General features: G+C 57.2%; 23 protein-coding genes and 1 tRNA gene. 12 read left to right on the top strand and 12 right to left on the bottom strand.

The window, feature by feature from the left end; all coding sequences use genetic code 11:
- Nucleotides 1-606: 606 nt before the first annotated feature.
- Nucleotides 607-1,974 (top strand): APC family permease, encoded by a 1,368-nt coding sequence (locus D781_RS14245; RefSeq protein ID WP_015673040.1) that lies wholly within the window; start codon nucleotides 607-609, stop codon nucleotides 1,972-1,974.
- 79 nt (nucleotides 1,975-2,053) lie between these two features.
- Here the strand turns inward: D781_RS14245 and D781_RS14240 are convergent, their stop codons facing one another.
- Complete coding sequence (locus D781_RS14240) at nucleotides 2,054-3,082, bottom strand: HlyD family secretion protein (protein WP_015673039.1); 1,029 nt, start codon at nucleotides 3,080-3,082, stop codon at nucleotides 2,054-2,056.
- A gap of 2 nt (nucleotides 3,083-3,084) precedes the next feature.
- Nucleotides 3,085-4,689 (bottom strand): MFS transporter, encoded by a 1,605-nt coding sequence (locus D781_RS14235; RefSeq protein WP_015673038.1) that lies wholly within the window; start codon nucleotides 4,687-4,689, stop codon nucleotides 3,085-3,087.
- 164 nt (nucleotides 4,690-4,853) lie between these two features.
- On the opposite strand from D781_RS14235, the gene D781_RS14230 reads away from it, so the two are divergent.
- Together D781_RS14230 and D781_RS14225 are read left to right on the top strand one after the other, a co-directional pair.
- A complete protein-coding gene (locus tag D781_RS14230) occupies nucleotides 4,854-5,642 on the top strand; it encodes an IclR family transcriptional regulator (RefSeq protein ID WP_041411829.1) in 789 nt (262 codons plus the stop codon).
- A 9-nt stretch (nucleotides 5,643-5,651) separates the two neighbouring features.
- Entirely contained in the window at nucleotides 5,652-6,104 is a 453-nt protein-coding gene (locus D781_RS14225; protein ID WP_015673036.1) for a universal stress protein, read from the top strand.
- Nucleotides 6,105-6,138: 34 nt separating this feature from the next.
- Here the strand turns inward: D781_RS14225 and sbcB are convergent, their stop codons facing one another.
- The 5 genes from sbcB to D781_RS14200 form a co-directional block, all read right to left on the bottom strand.
- Entirely contained in the window at nucleotides 6,139-7,569 is a 1,431-nt protein-coding gene (gene sbcB / locus D781_RS14220) for an exodeoxyribonuclease I (RefSeq protein ID WP_015673035.1), read from the bottom strand.
- Between the two features lie 253 nt (nucleotides 7,570-7,822).
- Complete coding sequence (locus D781_RS14215; RefSeq protein WP_015673034.1) at nucleotides 7,823-8,227, bottom strand: hypothetical protein; 405 nt, start codon at nucleotides 8,225-8,227, stop codon at nucleotides 7,823-7,825.
- 16 nt (nucleotides 8,228-8,243) lie between these two features.
- On the bottom strand, nucleotides 8,244-9,281 hold the full coding sequence (locus tag D781_RS14210; protein ID WP_015673033.1) for a hypothetical protein: 1,038 nt from the start codon (nucleotides 9,279-9,281) through the stop codon (nucleotides 8,244-8,246).
- 78 nt (nucleotides 9,282-9,359) lie between these two features.
- Nucleotides 9,360-9,602, bottom strand: a complete 243-nt coding sequence (locus D781_RS14205) for a DinI family protein (RefSeq protein WP_015673032.1) — start codon at nucleotides 9,600-9,602, stop codon at nucleotides 9,360-9,362.
- 197 nt (nucleotides 9,603-9,799) lie between these two features.
- Nucleotides 9,800-10,867, bottom strand: coding sequence for an acyltransferase family protein (locus D781_RS14200; protein WP_015673031.1), 1,068 nt, complete (start codon nucleotides 10,865-10,867; stop codon nucleotides 9,800-9,802).
- 622 nt (nucleotides 10,868-11,489) lie between these two features.
- Between D781_RS14200 and D781_RS14195 the strand changes: the two genes are divergently transcribed.
- Entirely contained in the window at nucleotides 11,490-12,599 is a 1,110-nt protein-coding gene (locus D781_RS14195) for an SDR family oxidoreductase (protein ID WP_015673030.1), read from the top strand.
- A gap of 6 nt (nucleotides 12,600-12,605) precedes the next feature.
- On the opposite strand, the gene D781_RS14190 is transcribed toward D781_RS14195, so the two are convergent.
- Nucleotides 12,606-13,352 (bottom strand): S24 family peptidase, encoded by a 747-nt coding sequence (locus D781_RS14190; protein WP_015673029.1) that lies wholly within the window; start codon nucleotides 13,350-13,352, stop codon nucleotides 12,606-12,608.
- Between the two features lie 178 nt (nucleotides 13,353-13,530).
- Here D781_RS14190 and D781_RS14185 point away from each other — a divergent pair, with 178 nt between their 5' ends.
- The 4 genes from D781_RS14185 to mgrA all read left to right on the top strand — a co-directional run bounded on the left by D781_RS14185 (nucleotide 13,531) and on the right by mgrA (nucleotide 17,162).
- Nucleotides 13,531-14,295: an N-acetylmuramoyl-L-alanine amidase gene (locus D781_RS14185; RefSeq protein WP_015673028.1), complete on the top strand. Its 765-nt coding sequence runs from the start codon at nucleotides 13,531-13,533 to the stop codon at nucleotides 14,293-14,295.
- Between the two features lie 131 nt (nucleotides 14,296-14,426).
- Nucleotides 14,427-15,491 (top strand): FUSC family protein, encoded by a 1,065-nt coding sequence (locus D781_RS14180; RefSeq protein ID WP_015673027.1) that lies wholly within the window; start codon nucleotides 14,427-14,429, stop codon nucleotides 15,489-15,491.
- Nucleotides 15,492-15,654: 163 nt separating this feature from the next.
- Nucleotides 15,655-15,972, top strand: coding sequence for a PTS system regulator TmaR (gene tmaR / locus D781_RS14175; RefSeq protein WP_015673026.1), 318 nt, complete (start codon nucleotides 15,655-15,657; stop codon nucleotides 15,970-15,972).
- A 155-nt stretch (nucleotides 15,973-16,127) separates the two neighbouring features.
- Complete coding sequence (mgrA, locus tag D781_RS14170) at nucleotides 16,128-17,162, top strand: L-glyceraldehyde 3-phosphate reductase (protein WP_015673025.1); 1,035 nt, start codon at nucleotides 16,128-16,130, stop codon at nucleotides 17,160-17,162.
- Nucleotides 17,163-17,216: 54 nt separating this feature from the next.
- Here mgrA and D781_RS14165 read toward each other — a convergent pair.
- Nucleotides 17,217-17,292: transfer RNA gene (locus D781_RS14165), tRNA-Asn, on the bottom strand.
- 480 nt (nucleotides 17,293-17,772) lie between these two features.
- Here D781_RS14165 and D781_RS14160 point away from each other — a divergent pair.
- The 3 genes from D781_RS14160 (at nucleotide 17,773) to D781_RS14150 (ending at nucleotide 21,148) form a co-directional block, all read left to right on the top strand.
- A complete protein-coding gene (locus D781_RS14160; protein ID WP_015673024.1) occupies nucleotides 17,773-18,177 on the top strand; it encodes a hypothetical protein in 405 nt (134 codons plus the stop codon).
- Between the two features lie 187 nt (nucleotides 18,178-18,364).
- Complete coding sequence (locus D781_RS14155; RefSeq protein WP_015673023.1) at nucleotides 18,365-19,552, top strand: sugar transporter; 1,188 nt, start codon at nucleotides 18,365-18,367, stop codon at nucleotides 19,550-19,552.
- A gap of 186 nt (nucleotides 19,553-19,738) precedes the next feature.
- Nucleotides 19,739-21,148: an MFS transporter gene (locus tag D781_RS14150; protein ID WP_051032632.1), complete on the top strand. Its 1,410-nt coding sequence runs from the start codon at nucleotides 19,739-19,741 to the stop codon at nucleotides 21,146-21,148.
- Between the two features lie 44 nt (nucleotides 21,149-21,192).
- On the opposite strand, the gene D781_RS14145 is transcribed toward D781_RS14150, so the two are convergent.
- Nucleotides 21,193-22,653 (bottom strand): AMP nucleosidase, encoded by a 1,461-nt coding sequence (locus tag D781_RS14145; RefSeq protein WP_015673021.1) that lies wholly within the window; start codon nucleotides 22,651-22,653, stop codon nucleotides 21,193-21,195.
- 207 nt (nucleotides 22,654-22,860) lie between these two features.
- Between D781_RS14145 and D781_RS14140 the strand changes: the two genes are divergently transcribed.
- Nucleotides 22,861-24,300 carry an EmmdR/YeeO family multidrug/toxin efflux MATE transporter gene (locus D781_RS14140; RefSeq protein ID WP_015673020.1) on the top strand — a complete coding sequence of 480 codons (1,440 nt, stop codon included), beginning with the start codon at nucleotides 22,861-22,863 and terminating at the stop codon, nucleotides 24,298-24,300.
- Here the strand turns inward: D781_RS14140 and D781_RS14135 are convergent.
- Nucleotides 24,297-24,653, bottom strand: coding sequence for a DUF805 domain-containing protein (locus D781_RS14135; protein ID WP_015673019.1), 357 nt, complete (start codon nucleotides 24,651-24,653; stop codon nucleotides 24,297-24,299). The genes D781_RS14140 and D781_RS14135 overlap by 4 nt on opposite strands.
- Nucleotides 24,654-24,718: 65 nt before the next feature.
- Nucleotides 24,719-25,624 carry a LysR substrate-binding domain-containing protein gene (locus D781_RS14130; RefSeq protein ID WP_015673018.1) on the bottom strand — a complete coding sequence of 302 codons (906 nt, stop codon included), beginning with the start codon at nucleotides 25,622-25,624 and terminating at the stop codon, nucleotides 24,719-24,721.
- Between the last annotated feature and the right edge of the window lie 6 nt (nucleotides 25,625-25,630).

The raw sequence follows: 25,630 nt of genomic DNA, 5'->3' as shown, positions 1-25,630 counted from the left end.
CGTGGGACGGGCAACATGCCGCACCGAGGCGTGACGTAGCCGCGGATTGGGTGTTGAAAAATGGCTGAAAGGGAGTAAGGTAAAGCCTAAGAAATAACTAAAGGTAATATCAGTCGCTGAAATATCCAGCTAAACGAAGGATTTTAGTGCGGTTGCCGAAAAGAATTTGCAGTTAGAGGGCTTCTGGATCTTGTCATCCAGAGGTTTTCTGATGCAAAATACGCGCAATGCAGAAATAGCCGACGTTTTAAAGCGTCGGTTATTTTTTTGCATCTAGTTTTGTAAACCGAGCGTTTCATACACAAGCGAGGCCGGACTCCGAGCCGGATAGATAAACAGTTTTGTGCACGATCAACCAAAAACTTCATTGGTCGTGACTCATGAGGAACAGAAAGATGGGGCAATTTTTCAATACAGCACCGGTGCCCGCCGGCTTCCGCTGCACCCGCGGCGATTACGGACCAGCAGCCAAGGTTTCCTTGATGCATATCCCGGCTCCCCTTACCCCTCTTTTAGAATTAAGTCGCCTGTTGCGAAGTTTCCCCGCAACCTTGAGTCTTAGCGTGTCTACTCTCCGCAAGTCTGAAGGTAAGGGGGGGCTGAACAATGTCCGATAACATCGTCAGCGCCGCTCCGGCACAACGCGCGCAACTGCGTAAAACCCTTACTCTGGTACCTGTGGTCATGATGGGCCTGGCTTATCTGCAGCCGATGACCATCTTTGATACCTTTGGCATTGTTTCCGGCCTGACCGACGGTCACGTCGCCACCGCCTACGCCTTCGCGCTGCTGGCGATTTTGTTCACTGCGCTCAGCTACGGCAAACTGGTGAAGAAGTTCCCATCGGCCGGTTCTGCCTATACCTATGCGCAGAAGGCCATCGGGCCGCACGTCGGCTTTATGGTGGGCTGGTCATCGCTGCTGGACTATCTGTTCATGCCGATGATCAACATCCTGCTGGCCAAAATTTACCTGGAAGCGATCTTCCCGGGCGTGCCGTCGTGGATCTTTGTGGTGGCGCTGGTGGCGTTGATGACGCTGTTCAACCTGCGTGGCATCAAGCTGGTGGCGAACCTGAACTCCATTATCGTGGTGGTGCAGGTGGCGATCATGGTGGTGTTCCTCGGCTTGGTGATCAACGGCGTGTATCACGGTGAAGGCGCCGGTACGCTGGTGAGCAGCCGTCCGTTCTGGTCCGACAATGCGCACGTGGTGCCGATGATTACCGGCGCGACCATTCTGTGCTTCTCGTTCCTGGGCTTTGACGGCATCAGTTCGCTGTCTGAAGAAACCAAAGACGCCGAGAAGGTGATCCCGAAGGCCATCTTCCTGACGGCGCTGATTGGTGGCGTGATCTTTATCGTGGTGTCTTACTTTGTCCAGCTGTACTTCCCGGATATCTCCCGCTTCAAGGATCCGGACGCGTCCCAGCCTGAAATCATGCTGTACGTGGCCGGCAAGTTCTTCCAGTCGGTGATTCTGGTGTTCTCCTGCGTGACCGTACTGGCGTCCGGTATGGCGGCGCACGCCGGCGTATCCCGCCTGATGTATGTGATGGGCCGCGACGGCGTGTTCCCGGAGCGTTTCTTCGGCTATGTGCATCCGAAGTGGCGCACCCCGGCGATGAACGTACTGCTGGTGGGGGCGATCGCCCTGTCTGCGGTGTCGTTTGACCTGGTGACCGCGACGGCGCTGATCAACTTCGGTGCGCTGGTGGCCTTCACCTTCGTTAACCTGTCGGTGATCTCGCAGTTCTACATCCGCGACAAGATGAACCACGGGGTTAAAAATACCGTGAACTATCTGATTCTGCCGGTGCTGGGTGCGCTGACCGTCGGCGCGCTGTGGCTGAACCTGGAAAGCAGTTCGATGACGCTGGGCCTGGTATGGGGCGCAGTCGGCCTGATTTATCTGGCGTTCGTCACCCGCAGCTTCCGTCTGCCGGTGCCGCAGGCGAGTGAAGACGTGGCGTAAACGCTAAGCGTTAGCGCTGAATAAAAAAGGGCTGAACATTGTTCAGCCCTTTTTTGTGCCCGCAGATTGGCGGATGGAATCAGCGCATTTCCAGCCGCGGGATCACCGACATGCCGACGCGCAGACGTGCGATATCGCTCTGGTTCGGCTCCAGCTGGATTTTCACCGGCAGGCGCTGCACCACTTTGGTGTAGTTGCCGGTGGCGTTGTCGGCGCTGATGGCGGCGAAGGTGGCGCCGGTGGCCGGCGCGATGCTGTCGACGTGGCCGTGCAGGGTGACGCCGGGCAGGGCGTCGACGCTGATGGTGACCGGCTGGCCGCGGCTGACGCTGGACAGCTGGGTTTCCAGGAAATTGGCCAGTACATAGCTCTGCTCAAGCGGCACCACCGCCAGCAGCCGCGTACCGGCGCTGACCCAGGCGCCCTGACGCACCGCCCGCTGACCGATCACGCCGTCGATAGGCGCCACGATGCGGGTATAGGAGAGATTCAGACGCGCCTGATCGACGCTGGCCTGCGCGGCGGCAATATCGGCGCCGGCCTGTTGCCGGCTGGCCTGCAGCACGCCGACTTCCTTGCGTGCGGATACCACGGCGGCCTGGTTTTGCTTGACCTGCGCGGCGGCGCTCTGCATGGAAGAGGCGGATTTCAGCTGTTCATCGGCCGAAATGGCGTTGCTTTTCAGCAGCCGGCGGTAGCGCTCGGCATTTTGGCCGGCATAGTTCAGCGTCGCCTTACTGGCGCTGACGGCCGCTTCGGCCTGGGCGATATTGGCCTGCTGCTGCTCCAGCTGCGCCTGAATGCTGGCCAGTTTGGCGCGGCTGATCTGCAGGTTGGCCTCGGCGGTTTCCAGCGCGACGCGATAATCGCGGTCATCAATCGTCGCCAGCACGTCGCCGGCTTTGACCTGTTGGTTATCCTCGACGTTGACGTGCTGAATATAGCCGGACACCTTGGGGGCGACCAGCGTGTAGTCGGCGGTGACCACCGCATCGGTGGTGCTGTAGTCGTGGCGGTTGCTGAATGACCAGATGGCAAAGGCGCAGGCCAGCAGCAGCACCAGCAGCAGCGCCAGGATTAATGTCCGTTTGGCAGGTGTAAAACTCATAGTTATGGTCTCGATGTTTTAGGTGCTAAAGGTAATAGCGTTTGTGGCGGATAGACGCGTTTTGGCAGCCAGAGGGTTAGCAGTACCAGTAACAGCGCGCAGCCGATAATCAGTAAATAGGCGTCGCTGATGCCGAGGATCAGCGCCTGGTGTTTCACCAGCGTTGAAAAGTGGCCGAGGTTTTCCGCCGAGCTGACGCTGCCGTCGGGCAGCAGTGGCGCACTGGCGCTGCTGCTGTCTCCGCTGGCGGCGGTCATCAGCCACGGGCGGTTGCCCAGTTGATCGACCAGAACGTGCGAATGGAACTGCTCGCGCCGGTTGAGGAAATGGGTAACGAGCACCCCGGCCGCCACGCTGGAAAAACCGCGCACGGTGTTAAATATGGCGGAGGCGAACGGCCCTTCCGGCGGCGCCACCACGCTGGTGGAGCCCATCAGGATCGGCAGGATCATCATCGGCTGACCGAACGCCTGCAGTATCTGGATCAGCCAGAAGTTCTGACGCGCCCACTCGGCGGTCAGCTGCATGCCCAGCAGGCAGGAGATCATCATCACCCCGGCGCCCAGAGCCAGCATCCAGCGGCTGTCTACCCAGCGCCAGTTCAGCAACGCGGCGATAAACGGCGCGATAACCAGCTGCGGCAGGCCGACGACCAGCGCCAGCGGTGCAAACTGGGCGGTGCGGAAGCCCTCCACCTGCGCAAAATAGGCGGACGGCAGCGACGACCCTGACAGCGACAGCATCAGCACCGCGGCGAGCGCCAGCAGGCCGAAGGCCAGGTTTCTGCGCCCCAGCATCTGCAGCTTGAACAGCGGCAGCGGGTGAAACCACTCGTTAATCAGAAACACCGTCAGCAGCGCGGCTGAAGCCAGCAGCATGGCGCCAATCAGCGGCGAATTCAGCCAGTCCAGCCGCTCCCCCTGAGTGAGCGCCAGCAGCAGCAGCGCGATGCCGCTGCAGCCGGTCAGCATGCCGAACAGGTCGGCCTGTTTCAGCCGCTCCAGCCGCAGTGGATCCTGCGGTAGCCCCCAGCCGATCAGCAGCGCAGCGATCAGGCACAGCGGCACCACCTGCCAAAAGGCGAATTGCCAGCCGACGCTGTCGGTCCACAGCGCGGTCAGCGACGCGGCGACGTTCGGCCCGAAGGTGGCGGTCAGCGCATAGGCGGCCAGGCCATAGAGTTTAATTTTGGGCGGCAGAAAGCGCAGCGCGACCGTCATCAGCAGCGGTGGCAGCGCGCCGCCGAACAGCCCCTGAATCACCCGCAGGGTAATAAAGGGTGCGGCGCCGGTGGCAAAGGGCTGCAGGATCCCCACCGCGGCAAAGCCGCTGATCACGATCAGGGCGAAGCGCCGCAGGGAAAACGTGACGGCCAGCCAGGGCGCCACCATCATTGCCGCCACTTCGGCGGCCTGATAGGCGGAGGTGATCCAGCTGCCCGTGTCATAATCAATACCGATCGCCGCGCGGATATCCGCCAGCGCCAGGCTGGAGATGCGATCGTTCAATCCGGACGTCAACGCGGCAATCAGCACACCGACTAATCCCAGCGCCAGGCGCAGGGTAAAAGGGTGCGGCGGCGGCGCGGCCGCAGGCTGGGCTGTCATATGAGTACTCCAGAGAGGGGAATTAATCGATGCGGTGTACTGTATTGTGATACACGTCGCGATTTATATTATATTGTGATGCATTGTATTGCAATGTGATACAGTGCGCGCGTTAAAGTAAGAGTGTTACAATGGACGAGAACCGCACGAAAAGGGAAAGTGTTATGTCTGAACCGCCAATAGCCCGCGATGACGAAAGGACAAAGGGTATTCAGGTTATTGCCCGCGCCGCAAAGATCCTCAATGCGCTGGGTGAAAAACCGAACGGTATGAGCCTGGGCGAGATCGCTCAACGGGTCGATCTGCCGCGCTCTACGGTGCAGCGTATCGTTGGCGCGCTGGATGAGGCTCAGCTGGTGCGCAGCCACGGCAGTGTCGGCGGGGTGCGTCTGGGGCCGGCGCTGCTGCGCCTGATTACCAATGTGCATACCGACGTGGTGGCGATTGCCCAGCCCTGGCTGCAGGCGCTGAGCGATGCGACCGGGGAAACCGTGTCGCTGGCGCGGGCCAACGGTCTGCAGCTGGCGGTGGTTCACTATATTGTTGCCGAGCGCGAACTGCGCGTGGTGCCGCGGCTGGGCATGAACCTGCCGCTGTACAGCACCTCCGGCGGCCGGGCGCTGCTGGCGCTGGATACCGACGATGCGGCCCGCACGCTGCTGGGGGAAGCCTATCCGGCGATTACCGATTTAACGGTGCGTGATTTTCCCGCGCTGATGACGCGTCTGGCGGAGATTCGCCGCACCGGGCTGGCTTACGATCGCGGTGAGACGCTGGAAGGCATCTCCACCATGGCTGTGGCGATCGACACCATCCTCGGGCGTTTCTCCATCAGTTTGTTGATCCCCGGCCCGCGCCTGCAGAAAAACGAGGCGCATTACCGGAGTGAAATTCTGAAGTGCAAAGAGGCGCTGATCGATGAAATCGGCAAGGCGGCGCTGCGTGATGAATAGGAGCCTGAGATGAAAACGTTATTGGTGGCGGTGGACAATTCGGACGCGACGCAATATGTGCTGACCCTGGCCGCTGAACAGGCGAGGGCGCTGCAGGCGCAGGTGCTGGCGGTGTGCTGCATCGATGCGGGTTACGCGCTAACGGTGAACGGCGATGAACAGGGCGGCGAAGATCCGGCGGATTTTGCCTATGCCAATGATGAACAGCAGGCGGCCGAAGCGGTGGTGCGGCAGGCGCTGGCGGTGTTGAGCGAGGCCGGCGTCAGCGCCAGCGGCAAGGTGTTGGTCGGCGAAGCGGCGGAGGCGATCGTGGCGGAAGCGAAGGCGCAGAAAGCGGCGATGATCGTGATGGGGCGCCGCCAGATGTCATCCTTTAACCGTCTGTTAAAAGGGTCATGCAGCGTGGCGGTGGTCGAGCATGCGCCTTGCCCGGTGCTGATTGACGTGCGCGCCGACGGTTAACCTGCGGTGGGCCTGGCCCACCGCAAATTATCAATTAGCCGACCAGCTGCTTGCCATAATCGAACAGCGCTTTTAACTGCGCCATTTTGGCCTTATCACCTTCATGCTGGTTGTACAGCGCTTCCAACTGCAGAATATAGGCCTGCACCCGCTCGGCGTTGAGCGCTTCCCGGCGGTGCTGCAGCCAGCGGCGCTGCTCGGCATCGTCCAGCGTGTTCGGGTAGTTGCGGGCGCGATAGCGGAACAGCAGCTCCTTCATGCGGCCGTCACCAAAGGCCAGATCCAGCGCCGGCAGATTTTGTGGCTTGGTTTGCAAAATGATTTTCATCGCCGCTTTATCGGCATCGCTGAAGAAACCGTCATACAGCTTGGCGTCGACGTCGTCGGCCGGGGTAAAGGGTTCCGCTTCGGCATACAGCGCCACCACTTTCTCACGCACTTCCGGGTGCTGACGCAGGATCTGCAGGTTGTTCAGACAGGCCTGGCGGTCGATGCCCAGCCGTTCAGCATTTTCCGGCAACAGGGTTTTGGCCGGCGCCAGCACCGGGCATTTATTGATATGCACCAGCTTGATCGGCGCCGGCGGCTGGTCGGCGGCTAACTGGTCGCGACGGGTATACAAACGTTCACGCAGCTGGTCGGCATCCAGCTCCAGCAGCGGGGAGATATCGCCGGCCAGATCGCAGACGATCACCGCATTTTTATTCTCCGGGTGCCAGGCCAGCGGCGCGACCCAGCTGGTGTTGCTGCGCGCCGCGCCGAACATGCCGGAAACGTGCACCAGCGGCGTCATCTCGGCAATATCGATCAGCGCGTTCAGTTTGTGCTTGTTGCGATGCTGCAGCAGATAGTCGAACAGGCGCGGCTGCGCCTGCTTCACCAGCTTGGCCATGGCGATGGTGGCGTACACGTCCGACATGGCGTCGTGCGCCTGCTCATGCTCAACGCCGTTGGCGCGGGTCAGGTGCTCCAGACGGAAGCTGGGGAAACCCTCGTCGTTTTCTGGCCAGACGATTCCCTCTGGCCGCAGGGCGTAACAGGCGCGCATCACATCCAGCAGATCCCAGCGTGAATTGCCGTTTTGCCAGCTGTAGGCGTAAGGATCGTGGAAGTTGCGGTAAAAGATATTGCGGCTGACCTCATCGTCGAAACGAATATTGTTGTAGCCGAGGATGCAGGTGCCGGGAACGCTGAACGCTTCGTTAATCTGACGGGCGAATTCGGCCTCACAAACGCCTTTGGCCAGCGCCTCCTGCGGCGTAATGCCGGTGATCATCACCGCTTCCGGGTCCGGCAGATAGTCATCCGCCGGGGTGCAGTAGATCACCAGCGGCTCTTCGATAATATTGAAGTCCATATCGGTGCGCACGCCGGCAAACTGGGCCGGACGATCCAGCGACGGGCTCTTGCCAAAGGTTTCGTAGTCGTGGATGTAAAACGTGTTCTGTCTGCTGTTGTTTTTCACTGTCTGAATTTGTCCGCGTTTGTCATCTGATTGACAGATTTAAAGGTGTTTCACCCTGTTTATCCGCTGCGTTTGCTACATGGTAAACCATATTCGGGCAGTCCAGAAGAGGGGGATGCGCTCGCTTTTGGTGCGCAAGCTCATTCTAAAAGGAACTATCGATAGGCTGCATGGTTCTGCGCCCGAAAATTGGTAAGGAGGGAAGTGGCAGAGAGGCCCATTGCGCTATGGGATATGGAACCTTGTTTTTTGTTTATGAAATAAGGCTATCAATAAGCATAAGGATAAAGCCAATGGCAATTAAAGTAGCGGCTACCATATGCATACTATAATATCTATTTATCCATGCCTTCAAAGGCTCGGGTAGTGACTGCACATATTCATAGGAGCTTTTGGGTAATACAGCGTTTTTTCCCAATCTAATGGTTTTGTTTTTGAGAATCTTCCTGAAAAAACCAACAACCAATAGGCTTGTGAAAAAACCACCTTTGGAATAGACAACGTAAACATCCGGCATGATAAGACCGCTGGATAAATACCGGGATAAGACATCCTCATATTTTTTCTTTGTGAAACCGAAGTACACCATGATAAATATGAAAAAAGTAGCACCAGAGAAGCCAAGCACTGTTCCAAAAAACATTAAATAGAAGCTCATTGGTGATATCTCATCATTATTTTAAAATAATATCGGCAGCGTAATCACCACCCTTTCTGCCCATATATCCGCCAGCAGCGCTGCCAGCGGCTCCTCCGACCGTAGCACCAATGATGGCACAAGCAAGGCCAGCAACCCCACCTGCAGGGGTGCTGGCAATTCCCAACGCAACGCAGACACCAACCCCTGCGGCACTTCCTAAGCTTCCTCCATAGGTGCCGCCAGCGATACCTAAACTAAACTCCCCATATCCTTTCAGTGCCGTTCGAGTGCATTCATTTTTACGGTCGGTTGTACAAGCATGGTATATATCATTGGTTGTGCCAGTTGCAGAGACAGCCAAACCGACCCAGCCAAGATTATTCATAAACTTAACACTCTTACCAGCCCCCTCCAGATAGGTCGAATAGCCCCTAATCGCACCTACGCCAGCCGTAGACCACTCATGGACAATAGAGCGGCTTGATAAATTTAAGGCGCTTTTGATGCTTTCATACGGACGCAGGTTCAAGATCTTACGCGTCAGCCGGCTGAATACAGGTTTATCCAGCATTGCTTTGAGCTCACCAAACAGGCGATTACGTTCGACAAAAAACTGCTGGCCAATCAGCGTACCTTGAGTGCGGAACTGGTTTTGGTATGTGGTCTCTATTCTCTGCAGGATTTCATCAATTCGTTGAAAGTAACGTTTCCCTGAATCACTGGCGATGCCTAATCCGGTGCTGCTGCCATTAAGTATGGTGGCGAGGGTGTCGTAGTTACGCTGCAGGAATGTCGCCTGCTCGGCATCCACCTGCGCCATGGCTTTATTCACCTGGTTTTTGGCCTGGCGTAAATGATGCAGAGCTGGGCCTTGCTGGGGGTTGTGCGGATCGGCAACGATCAGAATATGTCCCGGCTTTACCCATGGCGTATCGGCATTAAGCTGCAGGTAATAGCGGGCGGCTTCGCTGTTTGGGTTTCTGAACAGCATGTTTGCCTGTGAAGTGAGCGAGCCAGGGGTTTCAACAACGCAGTAACCAGGTTCAATCCGTTGACGGGGCGGTAAGGCCATGGGGTGACTCCTTGTCATCGTTGATAGGGGCGTTTTAGCTTATGTACCTTAAACTAACCTTACCCCTGGTTTCAACGGCTACAGGTCAGCAACCAGCCACATATCGGCTTCTTCAAACATCTCTTCCAGCAGGCGGTTCAGTTTTTCTTTGTCGCTCTTGCTGGCATCCGTATTCAGGCCGTTTGCCTGCATGGGTTTGACCCTCACGTCGGCGTCGGGAAAAATCTTGTGCACCCGCCTTGTCAGTTCGTTCTTGATCATCTCGGCTGCGCCGGGCAGCCCCTGAACATTCCGTTGGTCAAAAATCAGCTCTACAAACATATCATCATCTTTAGGCCACTGTGATTGTGTACAGTATTTTGTCTGTGGGATTTCTTTCCGTCAAGAGAAACAGCGTATGCTTGTTTTTGTCCGCACAACAGTGTGACCAAGCATATGCCTTGTTTGGTTGAACGTGCGGCCCCGGAAGCGCGTCGCCGCATTTATCTGTAAGTGCATGATCAGGTGCCGCTACATGGTCACATGGCTTTTTTATCCATTAATAGCGAAGGGTGCGTGAAAAATATTCTTCCGATCCCTCTGTTTATCCAGTGCCAGATAAAAAGTGAGCCAATTATGCAAAGGGCTACGGATATTATTGGGTAAAAGAGCGTGCACAGTAAGGAATACTGGATAGACTCAAATAGCCCGTAGCTCACACCCGCCGTCAGCACCAGACCGCTGATGGCTTCAATGAAAATTCTATGAATGACATAGATTTGCAGCGTGTTTTTTCCGAGCCAGTTAATCCATGACAGATTGATTTTTTTGTTTAGCTCACGGCAGATTATTATTAGGGCAATGATTGCCAGCAGGCAAGTGAAGATGTTTTTCATAACACCCATTTTTATATTAATAATCCCTGCGATGAGTAATATGCCCCATAAGAGCATGTTTGATTTTTTCATTTCGCAAACTCTTATTAATTCTGCGCTAAAGAAAGCGCCTGCAACAAAATAAACACCATTTTGACAAATACTTGTCAACCCCCAACCAGGGAATATGCCTAATGATGCGGCGTAGCTAACTATTGCTGAAATAACGATCAGCGGATATTTTACTTTGCGCAGCAGTTTGGCTAGAATAAAGTAGCCTGCAAGTGCATAAAGATACCATAAGCTTGTTTTTCCTGTAATAATAAGCTTAGCGAAGTCAATGACGTTATCCGCATAGGCGCTGTTCTCTGCGGAGGAAACTTTTATGCCGATAAGCGGAGCAATGATCAATGAAATAAAGAACCATTGAATGATGGCCCAGACAAGGTATAAATAGATAAGATTGCCAAATCGCTTGGTGAAAACTTTCGGCCAGTTTTTATTTATTGCGTTGGCAGCCAGTAAGCCAGAGACAAAGAAAAATGCCGGCATCCTTAACGGTGAAATAAAAAAGTTGAATTTAATCCACAGACTGGCCGAGAGGTGGCCTGCAGTAAGGTGCTCAAGTGCGGAGGGTAGAGTGGTGATAATCGAATGGTGTAGAACGACGAGAATAATGCAAATACCTTTTAACGTATTTATCCAGGTTATTTCATTTTTTACCTGAGACATGACAGTCCTTATCACATTGCAGTACGAATTTCTTTGATGCATTTATACTGTATTACTGTCGATCATTACAAATTATTTTGATAGTTTTCAGAATAATGCATGGATTTTTCTTGCTTCATTATGGGTTTGTAATGAGAAATATAAGTGGTGGTTTATTATTATGATTGTTACTACAATGAAATAATAAACACCAAATTCATATGTGTCGGCAATATGATTAGATTTATTAATCTATGATTCTTCTTGTGGGCTGTTAGGTGGTAACCAAGTCTTTCGGTCATAAGATTTGTCCTTTGATGGCTTTTTGTTAATGTTTTTTTGGGAAAGTAATAGGAGTCAAGGTGATGGGAGTGAATCATTTATATGTCTGGTTATGGTTATCGAATAACTGCATGGGCAACTGGTGTCGTGGGGGAACGCAATGGAGCTTTATCGATTGAAACAAAATAAACATCAATAAATCCTCAACGGCAGATGAGATAACGTTGCTTTATAGAATCACCTGTTTTTTCTGCCCCTCGAATTGTAATGCACCCGTTTCATCGGGGGAATTTTATTGATGATGCGTTTAATTATTGCCATCTACAATCCGCTTTATTCTATCCCATACGAGTAAAACAACATGAAGACTTTGCTGCTGACGGGCGCTACCGGCTTTCTGGGCGGTGCAGTGCTGGAGACGTTATTAACCGGCCATCATCAGATAAATTATCTGCTGTTAGTGCGAGCGGAAAATAGCGAGCAGGGCCTGGCGCGCATTAAACAGAACATGGCGAAGTTTAATCTGCCGCCGGAAGTATTAAATAAAATCACACCGGAGAATATTTTATTGGGTGATTTGGCCGACGCGGAGCATTTCCTGAACGATACGCGTTTGGATAGCGTGACGCAGGTGATTAACTGCGCGGCGGTAGCGTCGTTTGGCAATAACCCGCTGATCTGGAAAGTCAACGTTGAAGGTACGCTGGCGCTGGCGAGCAGAATGGCGCAGGTGGCAGGGCTGCAGCGTTTTTTACACGTCGGCACCGCTATGTCCTGTACGCCGGAACCGGGCACGCTGGTGGCAGAAAGCGGCGAGTTCGCCGCAGACGCCGAGCATCTGGTGGAATACACCCGCTCCAAATCCACCATTGAACAGCTGATGCGGCAGCGGCTGCCGCAGCTGCCGTTGGTGATCGCCAGACCGTCGATCGTGGTTGGTCATACGCGCCTTGGCTGCCAGCCTTCCAGCAGCATTTTTTGGGTATTCAGCATGGCGCTGATGCTGCGCAAATTTATGTGTTCACTGCAGGATCAGATTGACGTCATTCCGGCGGATTACTGTGCCGATGCGCTGGTGATGCTGCTGAATGGCGAACGGCTGGAGAGCGATGTATACCATATCTCCGCCGGGGCGGAGCGCAGCGTCAGCTTTGCCGATATTGATCGCGCCATGGCCAGCGCGCTGGAGCAGGCGCCGGTCGGCGAACACTATGCGCAGGTCAGCTATGAGACGCTGGTGCAGATGCGCCGCCAGCTGAAGGATATCTTCGGCCCGTGTAATGAGCGGCTGATGTTAAAAGCGATGCGCCTCTACGGCTCGTTCGCCATGCTCAATGTGCGCTTCTGCAATGACAAACTGCTGAAGCTGGGGATGCCGCTGCCGCCGCGCTTTACCGATTATCTTGCGCACTGTGTGGCCAGCACCCGCGGCCAGTCGATTCCGCAGCAGATGGCGGTGGACTTTAAATAAGCCAGCCTACCAGGATGAGGATGACCAAAACACCCGGCCGAGCACCACCAGCTGCTCTTTACGCTGCTGATAGCTGAGGCACTCATCCTGGTACTCTTCGCGGTTCAGTGAACGGATCACCACGCCGCCGTCCGGCTGCTCCAGCAGCACTTTGACACGCAGGAGATTGCCGTGGCGGATGGCGTAGGTTTTGCCTTCGCGGATGCGCACATCGTCGGTGTTGATGCCGACCACGTCGCCGTCCTGCAGGCGCGGCTCCATGCTGGAGCCGGAGATGCGGATAATCCGTGCGGCATTCACCGGCACGCCCATTTTGTGCAGGTAGTAGCGGCGGAAAATCAGCGAAAATTCTTCACGGTCGACGATTTCATAACAGCCGTCGCCCGCGGAGAAATCAATGTCCAGCAGGGGGATTTCCACAAACTCTTCTTTGTCCTGGTCGGTGTCTTCCCACACCACCGGCTTCAGGCGGGCAGGCTGAAAATCAGACGCCGTATCGACGTTATCAAAGGGTTTGGCCAGCTGCTTTTCATGAAAGACATCAAACCACCCCTTGGGTAAATTCAGCCTGGCCTCAATCCGCCTGGCGAGGTTGTCGCCAAGATTGCGTGAGGATTTATCCCCGATGATTTGGCTCAGCGTGGGCGCGGAGGACTCAACCAGCGCGGCGAATTCGTTCTGGTTGATGCCGTTACGCGCGTAGCGGGCCATCAGGTCGCGCAGATTGTTGCGCCTTATCTCTTTGGTTTCCATTGGTGGATAATCGCACTCTTTAGCAAAAAGGTAAATATTTTCTCTGCTAAAAATCATTGCTAAAAATTTAGCATTTAGCTAAAAATAAACGTGTGATGATGTTCAAGTCACCTAAGCTTCGCGTATCATGACGATGTGCGAATACCTTTGAACGGCTAACGCAAAGAGGGAATCTGCGATGTTCACTATCGATTACAACAGCTACCGTTCGGTGGCCAGCTTTAACCGCCGCGTGCGCTTTCTGGTGCTGCATTATACCGCGCAAAATTTTACCGACTCGATCGCCTCGCTGACCGGCAACGGCGTTAGCGCGCACTATCTGGTGCCGGATCCGAACGATGCCGGCTATCAGGCGGCCGGGTTCGATGGGCTGCGCATCTTTAACCTGGTGGATGAACAGGAGCGCGCCTGGCACGCCGGCGTCAGCCAGTGGGGGGCGCGCAACAGCCTGAACGACACCTCGATCGGCATTGAGATCGTCAACCTGGCCAGCGGCGACGGCGAAGATATCACCTTCCCGCCGTTTGATCCGCAGCAGATTGAGGCGGTGATCCAGCTGACGCGCAATATTCTGCAGCGCTATCCGGATATTTCTCCGGTCAACGTGGTGGCGCATTCGGACATTGCGCCCGGCCGCAAGAGCGATCCCGGCCCGCAGTTCCCGTGGCATCAGCTGTATCTGGCCGGCGTTGGCGCCTGGTATGATGAGGAGACGCGCCAGCGCTATCAGCAGCGCTGTTGCTGCCAACTGCCCGACCGGCAACAGCTGCTGGCGCTGTTTGCCAAATATGGCTATGACGTCAGCGCCGCCGGCGACGACGAGGGCTACCGCCAGCTGGTGCGTGCGTTCCAGCTGCATTTCCGCCCGCAGAAATATGACGGCGTCATGGATGCGGAAACCGCGGCGATCCTGCAGGCGCTGGTAGAGAAATACGTGGCATAACGGCCAACCGGGCGCGCTGGCCGCGCCCGGTTTTCCCGCCGTGGGCGCCGTTTTTCTGCATTTCCGGTTATCCTTTTTCGTTCCGGCTCCGCTACACTGAGGGTTTTCCGTTATCAGCAAGTGGATTCACCGTGCGTCTGGATCGTGGCATTTCCTCGTTTGAACATCTGATCTATCGTCATTACCGCATTGTGCACGGTGTGCGCATCGGGCTGGCGTTTATCCTCACCTTTTTACTGATCCGCCTGCTGGACGTGCCGGAGGGCACCTGGCCGCTGATTACGCTGGTGGTGGTGATGGGGCCGATATCGTTTTGGGGCAACGTGTCGCAGCGGGCGCTGCAGCGCATTGCCGGCACGGTATTTGGCGCCGCCTCCGGGCTGGTGGCGCTGTATCTGGCGACCTATTCGCTGTCGCTGATGCTGCTGTGGTGCGGGATAGTGATGTTCGTCTGCGGCTACTTTACCCTCGGTAAACGGCCTTATATGGCGCTGCTGATCGGCATTACGCTGGCGGTGGTGTGCGGCGAGGGCAGCGGCGATATGCAAACCGCGCTGTGGCGCAGCGGTGATGTGATCTTCGGTTCGATACTGGCGCTGCTGTTCACCAGCATTTATCCGCAGCGCGCCTATATTCTCTGGCGGATGCAGATGGCGGAGTGTTTTCGCACCGCCGGGCAGATTTACGGCGGCTATCTGTCGCTAAACGTGGTGGAGCGGCCTCGGCTGGAACTGCGCCTGAAGCGCCTGTTGAACCAGGTGGTGAAGCTGCGCAGCCTGATCGCACCCAGCAGTAAGGAAAGCCATATCTCCGTCGAAGTATTTGAGGCGGTGCAGACCCTGAGCCGCAATCTGGTTTGTACGCTGGAACTGCTGGCCGATGCCTACTGGGCCTCGCGTGAGACGCATTTTATTATGCTGAACGCCAAGAAGCTGCGCAGCGCCCAGCTGCTGACGCTGCGTTCATTGGAGACGCTGGCGGCGATGATGGAGCACGGCGGCCCCGGCCTGCAGCAGCAAACCATCGGCGAGCTGGGGGAGATCTCCGCCGAGCTGAAAACCCTGATGCAGGAAGCCGGCGGCCAGCACGTTGAAGCGCCGATTTACGGCTATGTGTGGCTCAGCATGCAGCTGGCGCAGCAGCTGGAGGAACTGAGCGATCTGCTGAAAGTTTGTACCGCCGACAGCGCAGAATAGTGGGTGAGATCATTAAGCGTGCGCTTCGGGTTTTGGCCGCGCGGCTAAAGTGGGTAAGATAGTGGCATTGGGAGTTGTGCCGCACCGCCACAAACCTGTATCTTGAGAACATTGTGGCCGGAAGCAAATGAATCTGTGTATTACTAAAGCAAGGGTTATAAAGATGGATAATGCAACTAAGCCGAGTTTCCAGGATGTTTTGGAGTTTGTGCGTATGTTCCGCCGTAAAAACAAGCTGCAGCGTGAAATCGTCGATAACGAAAAGAAAATCCGTGATAACCAGAAGCGCGTACTGCTGCTGGACAACCTGAGCGAGTACATCAAGCCGGGCATGAGCATCGAAGACATCCAGGGCATCATCGCCAATATGCGCAGCGACTATGAAGATCGCGTTGATGACTACATCATCAAAAATGCCGATCTGTCGAAAGAGCGCCGCGAGCTGTCTAAAAAGCTGAAAGCCATGGGCGAAGTGAAGTAACCCCGGGTTTCCCCCACAGGCCGGATATGCATCTGGCCTGTTTTATTTTACCTGCCTCAAAGTTATGCACGCTACCCGTTGCCAGCTGGTGAACCACGCTTTAGTCTGATATTGAAACGATGTTTTAGTATTAAACCAATGCGTAGGGATCACTCATGTCTTATTGTGCAAATGCTTCCCGATATGACCAGATGCAATACCGTTACTGCGGCAACAGCGGGCTACAGCTGCCTGCTCTGTCGCTGGGGCTGTGGCACAACTTTAGCGATGGTCACAGCCTCTCTTCCCAACGGGCGCTGCTGCGTAAAGCGTTCGACCTGGGGATTACCCATTTTGACCTGGCGAACAACTACGGCCCGCCGCCGGGTTCGGCGGAAACCCATTTCGGACAGCTGCTGCAGCAGGACTTTCTGCCGTATCGCGATCAGCTGATTATTTCCACCAAGGCCGGTTACGATATGTGGCCCGGCCCTTATGGCAGCGGCAGCTCACGCAAATACCTGCTGGCCAGTCTCGATCAGAGCCTGCGGCGGATGGGTCTGGATTACGTCGATATCTTTTATTCGCACCGGGTGGATGAACACACGCCGATGGAAGAAACCGCCGCGGCGCTGGCGCAGGCGGTGCAGAGCGGCAAGGCGTTGTACGTGGGGATCTCCTCCTATTCCACCGAGCGCACCGTGGCAATGGCGGCGCTGCTGCGGGAGTGGAAAATTCCGCTGCTGATCCATCAGCCGTCTTACAGCATCCTGAACCGCTGGGTTGAAAACAGCGGTCTGCTGGACGCGCTGGAACAGCAGGGGACGGGCTGCATCGCCTTTACGCCGTTGGCGCAGGGCTTGCTGACCAATAAGTACCTGCACGGCATTCCTGATGATTCGCGCATGAAGCGCGAGCAGGGCGGTTCGCTGAAAGAGAGCATGCTGTCCGCGCAGAACCTGCACAGCATTCAGCTACTGAACCAGCTGGCGCAGCAGCGCGGACAAACGCTGGCGCAGATGGCGTTGAGCTGGCTGCTAAAGGATCGGCGCGTCACCTCGGTGCTGATTGGCGCCAGCCGGCCGGAGCAGTTGGAGGAAAATTGCCAGGCGCTGAACAACCTCACGTTCAGCGCGGCGGAGCTGCAGCAGATCGATGAGCACGTGGCCGATGGCCGGCTGAATCTCTGGCAGGCGTCGTCCGATCGTTAAACGCCGGATAGCAAAAAGCCCGCTTAAGTTGCCTTAAGCGGGCTTTTCTAAATATGGCTCCTCTGACTGGACTCGAACCAGTGACATACGGATTAACAGTCCGCCGTTCTACCGACTGAACTACAGAGGAATCGTGTGAACGGGGCGCATAGTAACGAGCCGGACGGGCTTTGTCAAAGCGCTAACGGCATTAAACGGTGCGTTCGCTGTCTTAATAAGCGATTTGCGCCATTTTTCAGCATGTTAATACCGAGGCGGACGGTTTTTACGCGCAGAAAAGGTGCAGTCGTCATTGCCTGGCGCGTTGTCGTCGGCGGTTGCTGGCCGTCAGGCCGGCGCGGTGCGCCAGGCGGCGGATTTGACGTTGCTAAGCCGGCTTTTAGCTATTTTCCATATAGTTAACAAAAAAATAATAACCCTTCTTAGGTTGATACTTTCCTTTTCACCTTACTGTTTGTTGGGATTTTTCTGTGTTAGCATGATGGCTTGTGTGGGAATACCCCTGATAAATAGGCCGCTGCGCGCTCGCCAGGCGGTTTGATACCTATAACAGCACCTCATAACGGCACAGATACCTCGCCGTTGTCGGATTTCTGGGATTTTGAAAGTTATGAAAAAAACCATCGCAGTAGTAACGTTTTGCGCGTTACTGGCGGGTTGCCAACAGGCTGGCAACCGTTCCGTGACCAAGGCGGAGCCGGCGCAGGCCACGGAAATGTCCTCCATGTTGCCAACCCGGCCGGAAGTGAGTGTGGGCAATGACACCGCCCTGTATACCTGCATGAAAGAACTGAATGCGCTGCAGCAGGTTGCGCCGGCGGCCTATCAGAGTAAAAACGCCGAGCTAAACCAGATTCTGGCGCAGGCCAAACTCTATACGCAGGTGCGTGCCAATCTGAGCCGCGAGATCAACGGCATTCTGGACTCCGGCTATCAATACCGCATCGGCAAAACCTGCAATGACATTCGAACCGCGTTAACCCAGGCGCTGGTTGAGCGGGTGGAGAAAATCTGACGGACGGATGCGGATAACGCACCGGCACTGTGGATGGCGCCCGACAACGGTCATCATCCTTTTTCCGCCGCCTCTGGCCGGCGTAAGTAAAAAAATCGCCATAAAAGTGTGATGGGTGTCGCGTTTTTTCCAACAATTGGATAAAATCTCTCCATTGCTTCCCACCTGTTCTGGATCTTGTTTACTCATGAACGAAGTCGCCGCTTCCCGCCGCACAGCCTGGCTGCGCGTTGTCGTGCTTGCCGTTTCCGCCTTTATCTTCAATACCACCGAGTTTATCCCGGTCGGGTTACTGAGCGATATTGCACAAAGCTTTGCCATGCAGACCGAGCAGGTGGGGCTGATCATTACCATTTACGCCTGGATTGTCGCCGCCGCCTCGCTGGTGTGCATGCTGCTGACCAGCAAAATCGAACGGCGTAAATTGCTGATTGGCGTATTTATGCTGTTTATCGCCAGCCATGTGCTGACCGCGGTCGCCTGGAACTTCACCACGCTGGTGATCTCCCGCGCCGGCGTGGCGCTGGCGCACTCGGTATTCTGGTCGATTACCGCCTCGCTGGCGATCCGCGTGGCGCCGGCGGGCAAAAAAGCGCAGGCGCTGAGCATGCTGGCGGGCGGTACCGCGCTGGCGATGGTGCTCGGCCTGCCGCTGGGGCGCGTCGTCGGGCAGCTGCTGGGCTGGCGGATGACCTTTATCGGCATTGCGGTGGCGGCAACGCTGGCGCTGCTGATGCTGTGGCGGCTGCTGCCGGTGCTGAAGAGCGAGCATTCCGGCTCGTTGGCCAGCGTGCCGGTACTGTTTAAACGCCCGGCGCTGGTCAGCCTGTATATGCTGACCATCATCGTGGTGACGGCGCACTTTACCGCTTACAGCTATATCGAGCCGTTTATCCAGCGGGTGGCCGGCCTGAGCGACAATTTCACCACGCTGATGCTGCTGCTGTTCGGCGCGACCGGCATTATCGGCAGCCTGCTGTTCAGCCGCTACAGCGAGCGCTTCCCGTCCGGGCTGTTTATGAGCGCGATTGGTCTGCTGGCCATCTGCCTGCTGCTGCTGTTGCCGGCTGCCGGCAGTGAACTGCACCTGACGCTGCTGTGCGCGTTCTGGGGAATGGCGATTATGGCTATCGGCCTGTCGATGCAGGCGAAGGTGCTGAGCCTGGCGCCGGACGCCACCGACGTAGCGATGTCGATTTACTCCGGTTTGTACAACCTGGGTATCGGCGGCGGGGCGCTGCTGGGCAACCAGGTCAGCCTGCATCTCGGCATGCCGAACGTCGGCCTGGTCGGCGCGCCGCTGGCGCTGATTGCGCTGGGATGGTGCGTACTGAACTTCTACCGCAGCGAGCGCCTGCAGCATCACCGCGCCTGATGTGCGCGTACCGGCCGGCGATCCTCTCGCCGGCCGGTTAAATTTTCCCCCAGCCAAACCGCATCCCCGCAGTTTTTTATGCTTAATTAATTTCTTTAGCCTGCTAATTAAAAATTTAACTCCGTCCGCGAATCATTAGCATAGACAATTAACGTCAATGTTATCGAGAGGTTGCGGGTGAGTGATATTTTTGTGTTGGATAACCGGCAGGCCGGCGCGCAATCGCCGATTCATGAGCAGGATCTGTCGGCCAGAATCGACGCGCTGCCGGCCTCGGCCGGGCTGTGGCGCTTTATTACCCTGCTGTCGTTAGGCGGCTTTTTCGAGCTGTATGACCTGTTCCAGACCGGCTACATCAGCGGCGCGATGATCGCCGAAGGTATTTTCCACCTCGGTGCCGACGGCGTGTTCGGCGTCTCCGATCAGGCGGCGTTCGCTTCGGTGACCTTCCTCGGCCTGTTTGTCGGCGCCAGCCTGCTCAGTCCGTATGCCGACCGCTTCGGCCGACGGGCGACCTTTATGTTTGCGCTGGCCTGGTACGGCGCCTTCTCGCTGTTGCTGGCGCTGCAAAATCAGGCGGAATGGATCTTGCTGCTGCGCTTTCTGGTCGGCGTCGGACTGGGTATTGAGCTGGTGACCATCGATACCTATCTCACCGAATGGATCCCGGCGCATTTACGCACCCGCGCGTTCGCCTTTGCTTTCTTTATCCAGTTTTTGTCGGTGCCGGCGGTGGCATTGATGTCATGGTGGCTGGTGCCGCAGACTATTTTCGGCCTGACCGGCTGGCGCTACGTGGTGATTATCGGCGCGCTGGCCTCGCTGGTGATTTGGCTGGTGCGTAAAGGCCTGCCGGAGTCGGCGCGCTGGCTGGTGCAGCAGCGGCGCTACGGCGAGGCGCGGCAGGTGATGGCGGGCATGGAGCGGCGCTGCGGCGTGACGGACGCACCGCCGTTTCCGCAGCGCGATGCGCCGGCGGCGGAAGAGGGGCGGCAAGGGCGGTTTCGCGATATCTGGTCGCCGCGCTACCGCGGCCGGACGCTGATGCTGGTGGTGATGAACTTCTTCCAGGCGATCGGCTTTTTCGGCTTTGGCAACTGGCTGCCGGCGCTGCTGTCCGGCAAGGGGGCTTCGGTGACCCACAGCCTGCTGTATGCGTTTTTTATTACGCTGGCCTATCCGCTCGGTTCGTTAATCTGCAGCCGCTTTGCCGACCGCATGGAGAACAAGTGGCAAATCGTTCTCTCCTGCCTGATGACGGTGATCTTCGGTTCGCTGTTCGCCTGGCAGAGCAACCCGCTGTGGCTGGTGCTGTGCGGCTTCTTTATCACCTGGTCGAACGCCTGGCTGACCTACAGCTATCACTCTTATCAGTCGGAAGTGTTTCCCACCTTTATCCGCGCCCGCGCGGTGGGGTTCTGCTACTCCTTCAGCCGTTTATCGACGGCGTTCAGCAGCATTATCATCGGCGTGATCCTGCAGTATGGCGGCTCGGCCGGCGTGATCGGCTTTATCGTCTTCAGCATGCTGATGGTGATGGGGGTAATCGGTATTTTTGGGCCGAAGACCCGCGGCCGCGATCTGGAAGCGATTTAAGCGATGAGGAAAAGAACGGCCCGGATTTCCCGGGCCGTTGGCCGTCAGCGGAACGGCGGCTCGTTAAAGGTGCGCAGCTTGCGTGAATGCAGGCGCTCGCCCTCGGCGCGCAGCAGATCGATAGCGCGGATGCCAATCTGCAGGTGCTCGGAAATCGCCCCTTCATAAAAGCGGTTGGCCTGCCCCGGCAGCTTGATCTCGCCGTGCAGCGGCTTATCGGAGACGCACAGCAGCGTGCCGTAAGGCACGCGGAAGCGGTAGCCCTGCGCGGCGATGGTGGCGCTTTCCATATCGACCGCCACCGCGCGGCTGAGGTTAAAGCGCAGCGCTGAGGCGGCGTAGCGCAGCTCCCAGTTACGGTCATCGGTGGTGACCACCGTGCCGGTGCGCAGCCGCTGCTTAACCTCTTCCCCCGGCATGCCGCTGACCTGTTTGGTGGCGTCGTACAGTGCGCGCTGCACTTCGGCGATGCTGGGAATCGGGATATCCGGCGGCAGCACCGCATCCAGCACGTGGTCGTCGCGCAGGTAGGCGTGCGCCAGCACGTAATCGCCGATCGACTGGCTTTCACGCAGGCCGCCGCAGTGGCCGATCATCAGCCAGGCGTTCGGCCGCAGCACCGCCAGATGGTCGCAGATGGTTTTGGCGTTAGAGGGGCCGACGCCGATGTTAATCAGCGTAATGCCCTGGCCGTTGGCGCCGATCAGGTGGTAGGCCGGCATCTGGTTGTTCTTCCACGCCAGATCGGACACGGCCTGCTCCGGCGACGGAGTATCGGCGGTGATATAGATACCGCCGGCGCAGGAGAGCGCCTGATACGGACTGTCCGGATCGGCAATCTCGCTGCAGGCCCAGCGGACAAACTCATCCACATAGCGGGTATAGTTGGTGAACAGCACAAACTGCTGGAAGTGTTCCACCGGCGTGCCGGTGTAATGGCGCAGGCGTGCCAGCGAGAAGTCGGCGCGCAGCGCGTCGAAGTGCGACAGCGGGAAGGTATCGCTGGCGTGGGACAGGCCGTCGGCGGTGTCATCGCCGATTTGCGCCAGTTCGGGCACCGGAAAATGCTGCGCCAGGCCGGCGCTCATGGAACGGTCCAGCTCCAGCGAGGAGCCGTCGATCACGTACGGATAGGGGATTTCGCGCTGCGAGGGGGCCACGTCGATGGTGGCGCCATACTCTTCCACCAGCAGCGTCAGCTGGTCCTCCAGGTAGTGGCGGAACAGCGCCGGCCGCGTCACGCTGGTGGTGTAGCAACCGGGATGGGTGAAGCGGCCATAGGCGCGGGTTTTCTTGTCGCTGGGGGCGGCGCCGTGCCAGCTGACGCGCAGTTCCGGGTAGACAAACAGTCCGGCGGCGCGTGCCTGTGCGTCCGGCAGCGTGCCGTTATCGATAAAATCGCCAATCGCCGTTCGCAGCGCCTCGACCGCGCTCTGGTAGCGGGCTTCCAACTGATCCAACGCGTCTGCGACCGTGTGGTTACTGCCTGTTTTGCTATGAGCCATAGTACCTCTGAACGTGTGGATGTCCGACCGCGGGTATTGTAAGAAAGTAGCATATTCTCAATATGTTACAAATATATATCCGCGTGGTGTCCTGCGCCGCTGGCCGGCATGCGCGCGTTGCGAATTTTTCGCACAAAAAACTTTGCAGGATCGGCAGGGATCAAACATGATTTAAAACAGGGTTTTGTTTTATGCCATGGAGCAATGTTGAACGTATTTGCGCAGCTTCGTCAACGGGTGATCGCCACGCCGTGGTATCCCAAACGGAAAAGTTACCGCGTGCTGTTTCGGCGCGAGATCGTGCCGCTGGCGGTGCCGATCCTGCTGGAGAACGCCTGCGTCCTGCTGATGGGCGTACTGAGCACCTTTCTGGTGAGCTGGCTGGGCAAGGAGGCAATGGCCGGGGTGGGGCTGGCGGACAGCTTCAACATGGTGATTATCGCCTTTTTCGCTGCGGTGGATCTCGGCACCACGGTGGTGGTGGCGTTCAGCCTGGGCAAGCTGGATCATCAGCGGGCGCGGGCGGCGGCGCGTCAGTCGCTGGTGCTGATGACGCTGGTGGCACTGCTGCTGGCGGCGGTGATTCACCTGGCCGGCGCGCAGATTATTGATGTGATTGCCGGCGCCGCCACGCCGGAGGTGAAGGCGCTGGCGCTCTCCTACCTGCAGACCACGGTGTGGAGCTACCCAGCGGCGGCGATCGCGCTGATCGGCAGCGGCGCATTGCGCGGCGCGGGCAATACCAAAATTCCGCTGTTGATCAACGGCGGCATGAATATCCTCAATATCATCATCAGCAGCGCGCTGATTTACGGCATTGCGGGCTGGGACGGGCTGGGGTTTATCGGCGCAGGATTGGGGCTGACCCTGTCGCGCTATCTCGGCGCCGTCGCGATTATTTATGTGCTGGCGATCGGCTTTAACCCGTCGCTGCACATTACCCTGAAGAGCTATTTCAGTCGGCTGCAGCTGTCGATTCTCAAAGAGGTGCTGGGCATCGGCATTCCCGCCAGCATTGAGTCGGTGTTGTTTAACGGCGGTAAACTGCTGACGCAGATGTTTGTCGCCGGCATGGGCACCAGCGTGATCGCCGGCAACTTTATTGCGTTCTCGATCGCCTCGCTGATTAACCTGCCGGGCAACGCGCTGGGGTCGGCGTCGACCATTATCGTCGGCCGGCGACTGGGCAAGGGGCAGATCGGCCAGGCAGAGCGGCAGCTGCGGCATATTTTTTGGCTGTCGACCTTGGGGCTGACGCTGCTGGCTTGGGGCAGCGCGCCGTTCGCCGGGCTGTTTGCCGCGTTCTACACCCAGCAGGATGATGTGAAAGAGGTGGTGAAAGTGCTGATCTGGCTGAACGCCGCCTTTATGCCGATTTGGGCCGCCTCCTGGGTGCTGCCCGCCGGGCTGAAGGGCGCGCGCGACGCGCGTTTTGCTATGTGGGTGTCGATGCTCGGCATGTGGGGCTGCCGGGTAGTGGCCGGCTACACGCTGGGGATCGAACTGGGCATGGGGGTGATCGGCGTCTGGCTGGGGATGTTCCTCGATTGGGCGGTGCGCGGCGCGCTGTTCTACTGGCGGATGGTCAGCGGCCGCTGGCTGTGGAAGTATCCGCGCCGCAAACAGGACGCCACGCCGCAGGATTAGTTCTGCGGGTAGCGGGTATAGGGATTGTTGTTATTGAGCGACGGCAGAAACATGGCGCCGATCATCGTCAGGTGCGGCAGGCAAAACCAGCTGAAACACCAGGCGCCGCTGTAGCCGCCATCGTGCAGACGGCGGATATTGCTGGCAAGCAGCGGCAGCACGAAAATCATGGCCACGATCCATAAAAACGGGTAATTCATCATCACTTTTAGCGCCAGATAGAACACAAACCACAGGTGCTGAAATACCACCAGCGTAATATAGAATGCGCGGCTGTCGCGGCCTTTGATATTGAACGACTGCCGGTATCCCTGATAGATCACATTTAACAGGTAAATGATCACATCCTCCATGATGCGAATTTATTATATATCAATAGGTTAATAATTTATCGACCATGGGGGAAGAGAGCAAGTGTTTATCCGTTATCGTCCGTTTTTCCCGCCATTTGCTGCAATAGCCAGTGCCGCAGCGCGATGATATCCGCCCGCTGCGCCGCCTCTTCGGTGGTCACCAGATAATAGCGTGCGCCGGGTAGCGATTCGTCAAACGGCGCGGTGAGCACGCCGCGCTGCAGCAGATCGTTCGCCAGCAGCCGGCTGGCGATCACCACGCCTTGTCCCGCCACCGCCGCCTGCAGCGCGTGCGTTTCATCGCTGAAAATCAGGCCGCTGTCGCACTCCAGCCCGTCAGGCCCGTAGCGCCGCCGCCAGTTTTGCCAGGTGGGCGAGTCGGCGGGCACGTGCCGCTGCTCCACGTGGAACAGCGTGGCAGCGCGTAAATCTTCCTTTTCTTTGATGCCGAGCGACGGGCTGGCCACCAGGATAAAGCGGTCTTCATACAGCAGGGTGCTGTGCAACTGGGTTTCCGGCGTTTCGCGGTAGCGGATGGCGGCATCGACGGTGCGCTGGCTCAGATCTACCCGTTCGACGCTGGTGTGCAGACGCAAATCGATGGCCGGCAGCTGCGCCTTAAAATCGGCCAGACGCGGCACCAGCCAGTGGGTGAGGAAGTTGGAGGTGGTGGTGACCGTCAGCGCCGGCGGCTGGGCGCGGTGCATAATCTGCGCGGTGGCGCTCTCCAGCGCGGCGAAGGCGCTTTGCGTTGCGGCGTACAACAGTTCCCCGGCATCGGTCAGGCGGACGCCCTGGGCGCTGCGCTCACAGACCCGGCATTCCAGCATCGATTCCAGCAGCTTGATCTGGTGGCTGACGGCGGTGGCGCTGACGCCCAGCCGTTCGGCGGCCAGCTTAAAGCTGAGACAGCCGGCGACGGCATGAAAGGCGCGCACGGCGCCCAGCGGCGGTAAACGGGATTTTCTCATGGCTGA

It is taken from the genome of Serratia sp. FGI94 (assembly GCF_000330865.1).
Classification (GTDB): domain Bacteria; phylum Pseudomonadota; class Gammaproteobacteria; order Enterobacterales; family Enterobacteriaceae; genus Serratia_B; species Serratia_B rubidaea.
Note: the sequence above shows the minus strand (reverse complement) of the source record. Positions and strands in the feature narration are given on the sequence as shown.

What these genes read in the sequence shown, in the direction of transcription:
- D781_RS14215 (WP_015673034.1), bottom strand. Translation starts at nt 8,227, where the DNA reads ATGAGCTTCTATTTAATGTTTTTTGGAACAGTGCTTGGCTTCTCTGGT.
- D781_RS14205 (WP_015673032.1), bottom strand. Translation starts at nt 9,602, where the DNA reads ATGTTTGTAGAGCTGATTTTTGACCAACGGAATGTTCAGGGGCTGCCC.
- D781_RS14145 (WP_015673021.1), bottom strand. Translation starts at nt 22,653, where the DNA reads ATGGCTCATAGCAAAACAGGCAGTAACCACACGGTCGCAGACGCGTTG.
- D781_RS14195 (WP_015673030.1), top strand. Translation starts at nt 11,490, where the DNA reads ATGAAGACTTTGCTGCTGACGGGCGCTACCGGCTTTCTGGGCGGTGCA.
- D781_RS14155 (WP_015673023.1), top strand. Translation starts at nt 18,365, where the DNA reads ATGAACGAAGTCGCCGCTTCCCGCCGCACAGCCTGGCTGCGCGTTGTC.
- D781_RS14160 (WP_015673024.1), top strand. Translation starts at nt 17,773, where the DNA reads ATGAAAAAAACCATCGCAGTAGTAACGTTTTGCGCGTTACTGGCGGGT.
- D781_RS14185 (WP_015673028.1), top strand. Translation starts at nt 13,531, where the DNA reads ATGTTCACTATCGATTACAACAGCTACCGTTCGGTGGCCAGCTTTAAC.
- D781_RS14135 (WP_015673019.1), bottom strand. Translation starts at nt 24,653, where the DNA reads ATGGAGGATGTGATCATTTACCTGTTAAATGTGATCTATCAGGGATAC.
- D781_RS14240 (WP_015673039.1), bottom strand. Translation starts at nt 3,082, where the DNA reads ATGAGTTTTACACCTGCCAAACGGACATTAATCCTGGCGCTGCTGCTG.
- tmaR (WP_015673026.1), top strand. Translation starts at nt 15,655, where the DNA reads ATGGATAATGCAACTAAGCCGAGTTTCCAGGATGTTTTGGAGTTTGTG.
- mgrA (WP_015673025.1), top strand. Translation starts at nt 16,128, where the DNA reads ATGTCTTATTGTGCAAATGCTTCCCGATATGACCAGATGCAATACCGT.
- D781_RS14190 (WP_015673029.1), bottom strand. Translation starts at nt 13,352, where the DNA reads ATGGAAACCAAAGAGATAAGGCGCAACAATCTGCGCGACCTGATGGCC.
- D781_RS14245 (WP_015673040.1), top strand. Translation starts at nt 607, where the DNA reads ATGTCCGATAACATCGTCAGCGCCGCTCCGGCACAACGCGCGCAACTG.
- D781_RS14210 (WP_015673033.1), bottom strand. Translation starts at nt 9,281, where the DNA reads ATGGCCTTACCGCCCCGTCAACGGATTGAACCTGGTTACTGCGTTGTT.
- D781_RS14130 (WP_015673018.1), bottom strand. Translation starts at nt 25,624, where the DNA reads ATGAGAAAATCCCGTTTACCGCCGCTGGGCGCCGTGCGCGCCTTTCAT.
- D781_RS14235 (WP_015673038.1), bottom strand. Translation starts at nt 4,689, where the DNA reads ATGACAGCCCAGCCTGCGGCCGCGCCGCCGCCGCACCCTTTTACCCTG.
- D781_RS14200 (WP_015673031.1), bottom strand. Translation starts at nt 10,867, where the DNA reads ATGTCTCAGGTAAAAAATGAAATAACCTGGATAAATACGTTAAAAGGT.
- D781_RS14225 (WP_015673036.1), top strand. Translation starts at nt 5,652, where the DNA reads ATGAAAACGTTATTGGTGGCGGTGGACAATTCGGACGCGACGCAATAT.
- D781_RS14230 (WP_041411829.1), top strand. Translation starts at nt 4,854, where the DNA reads ATGTCTGAACCGCCAATAGCCCGCGATGACGAAAGGACAAAGGGTATT.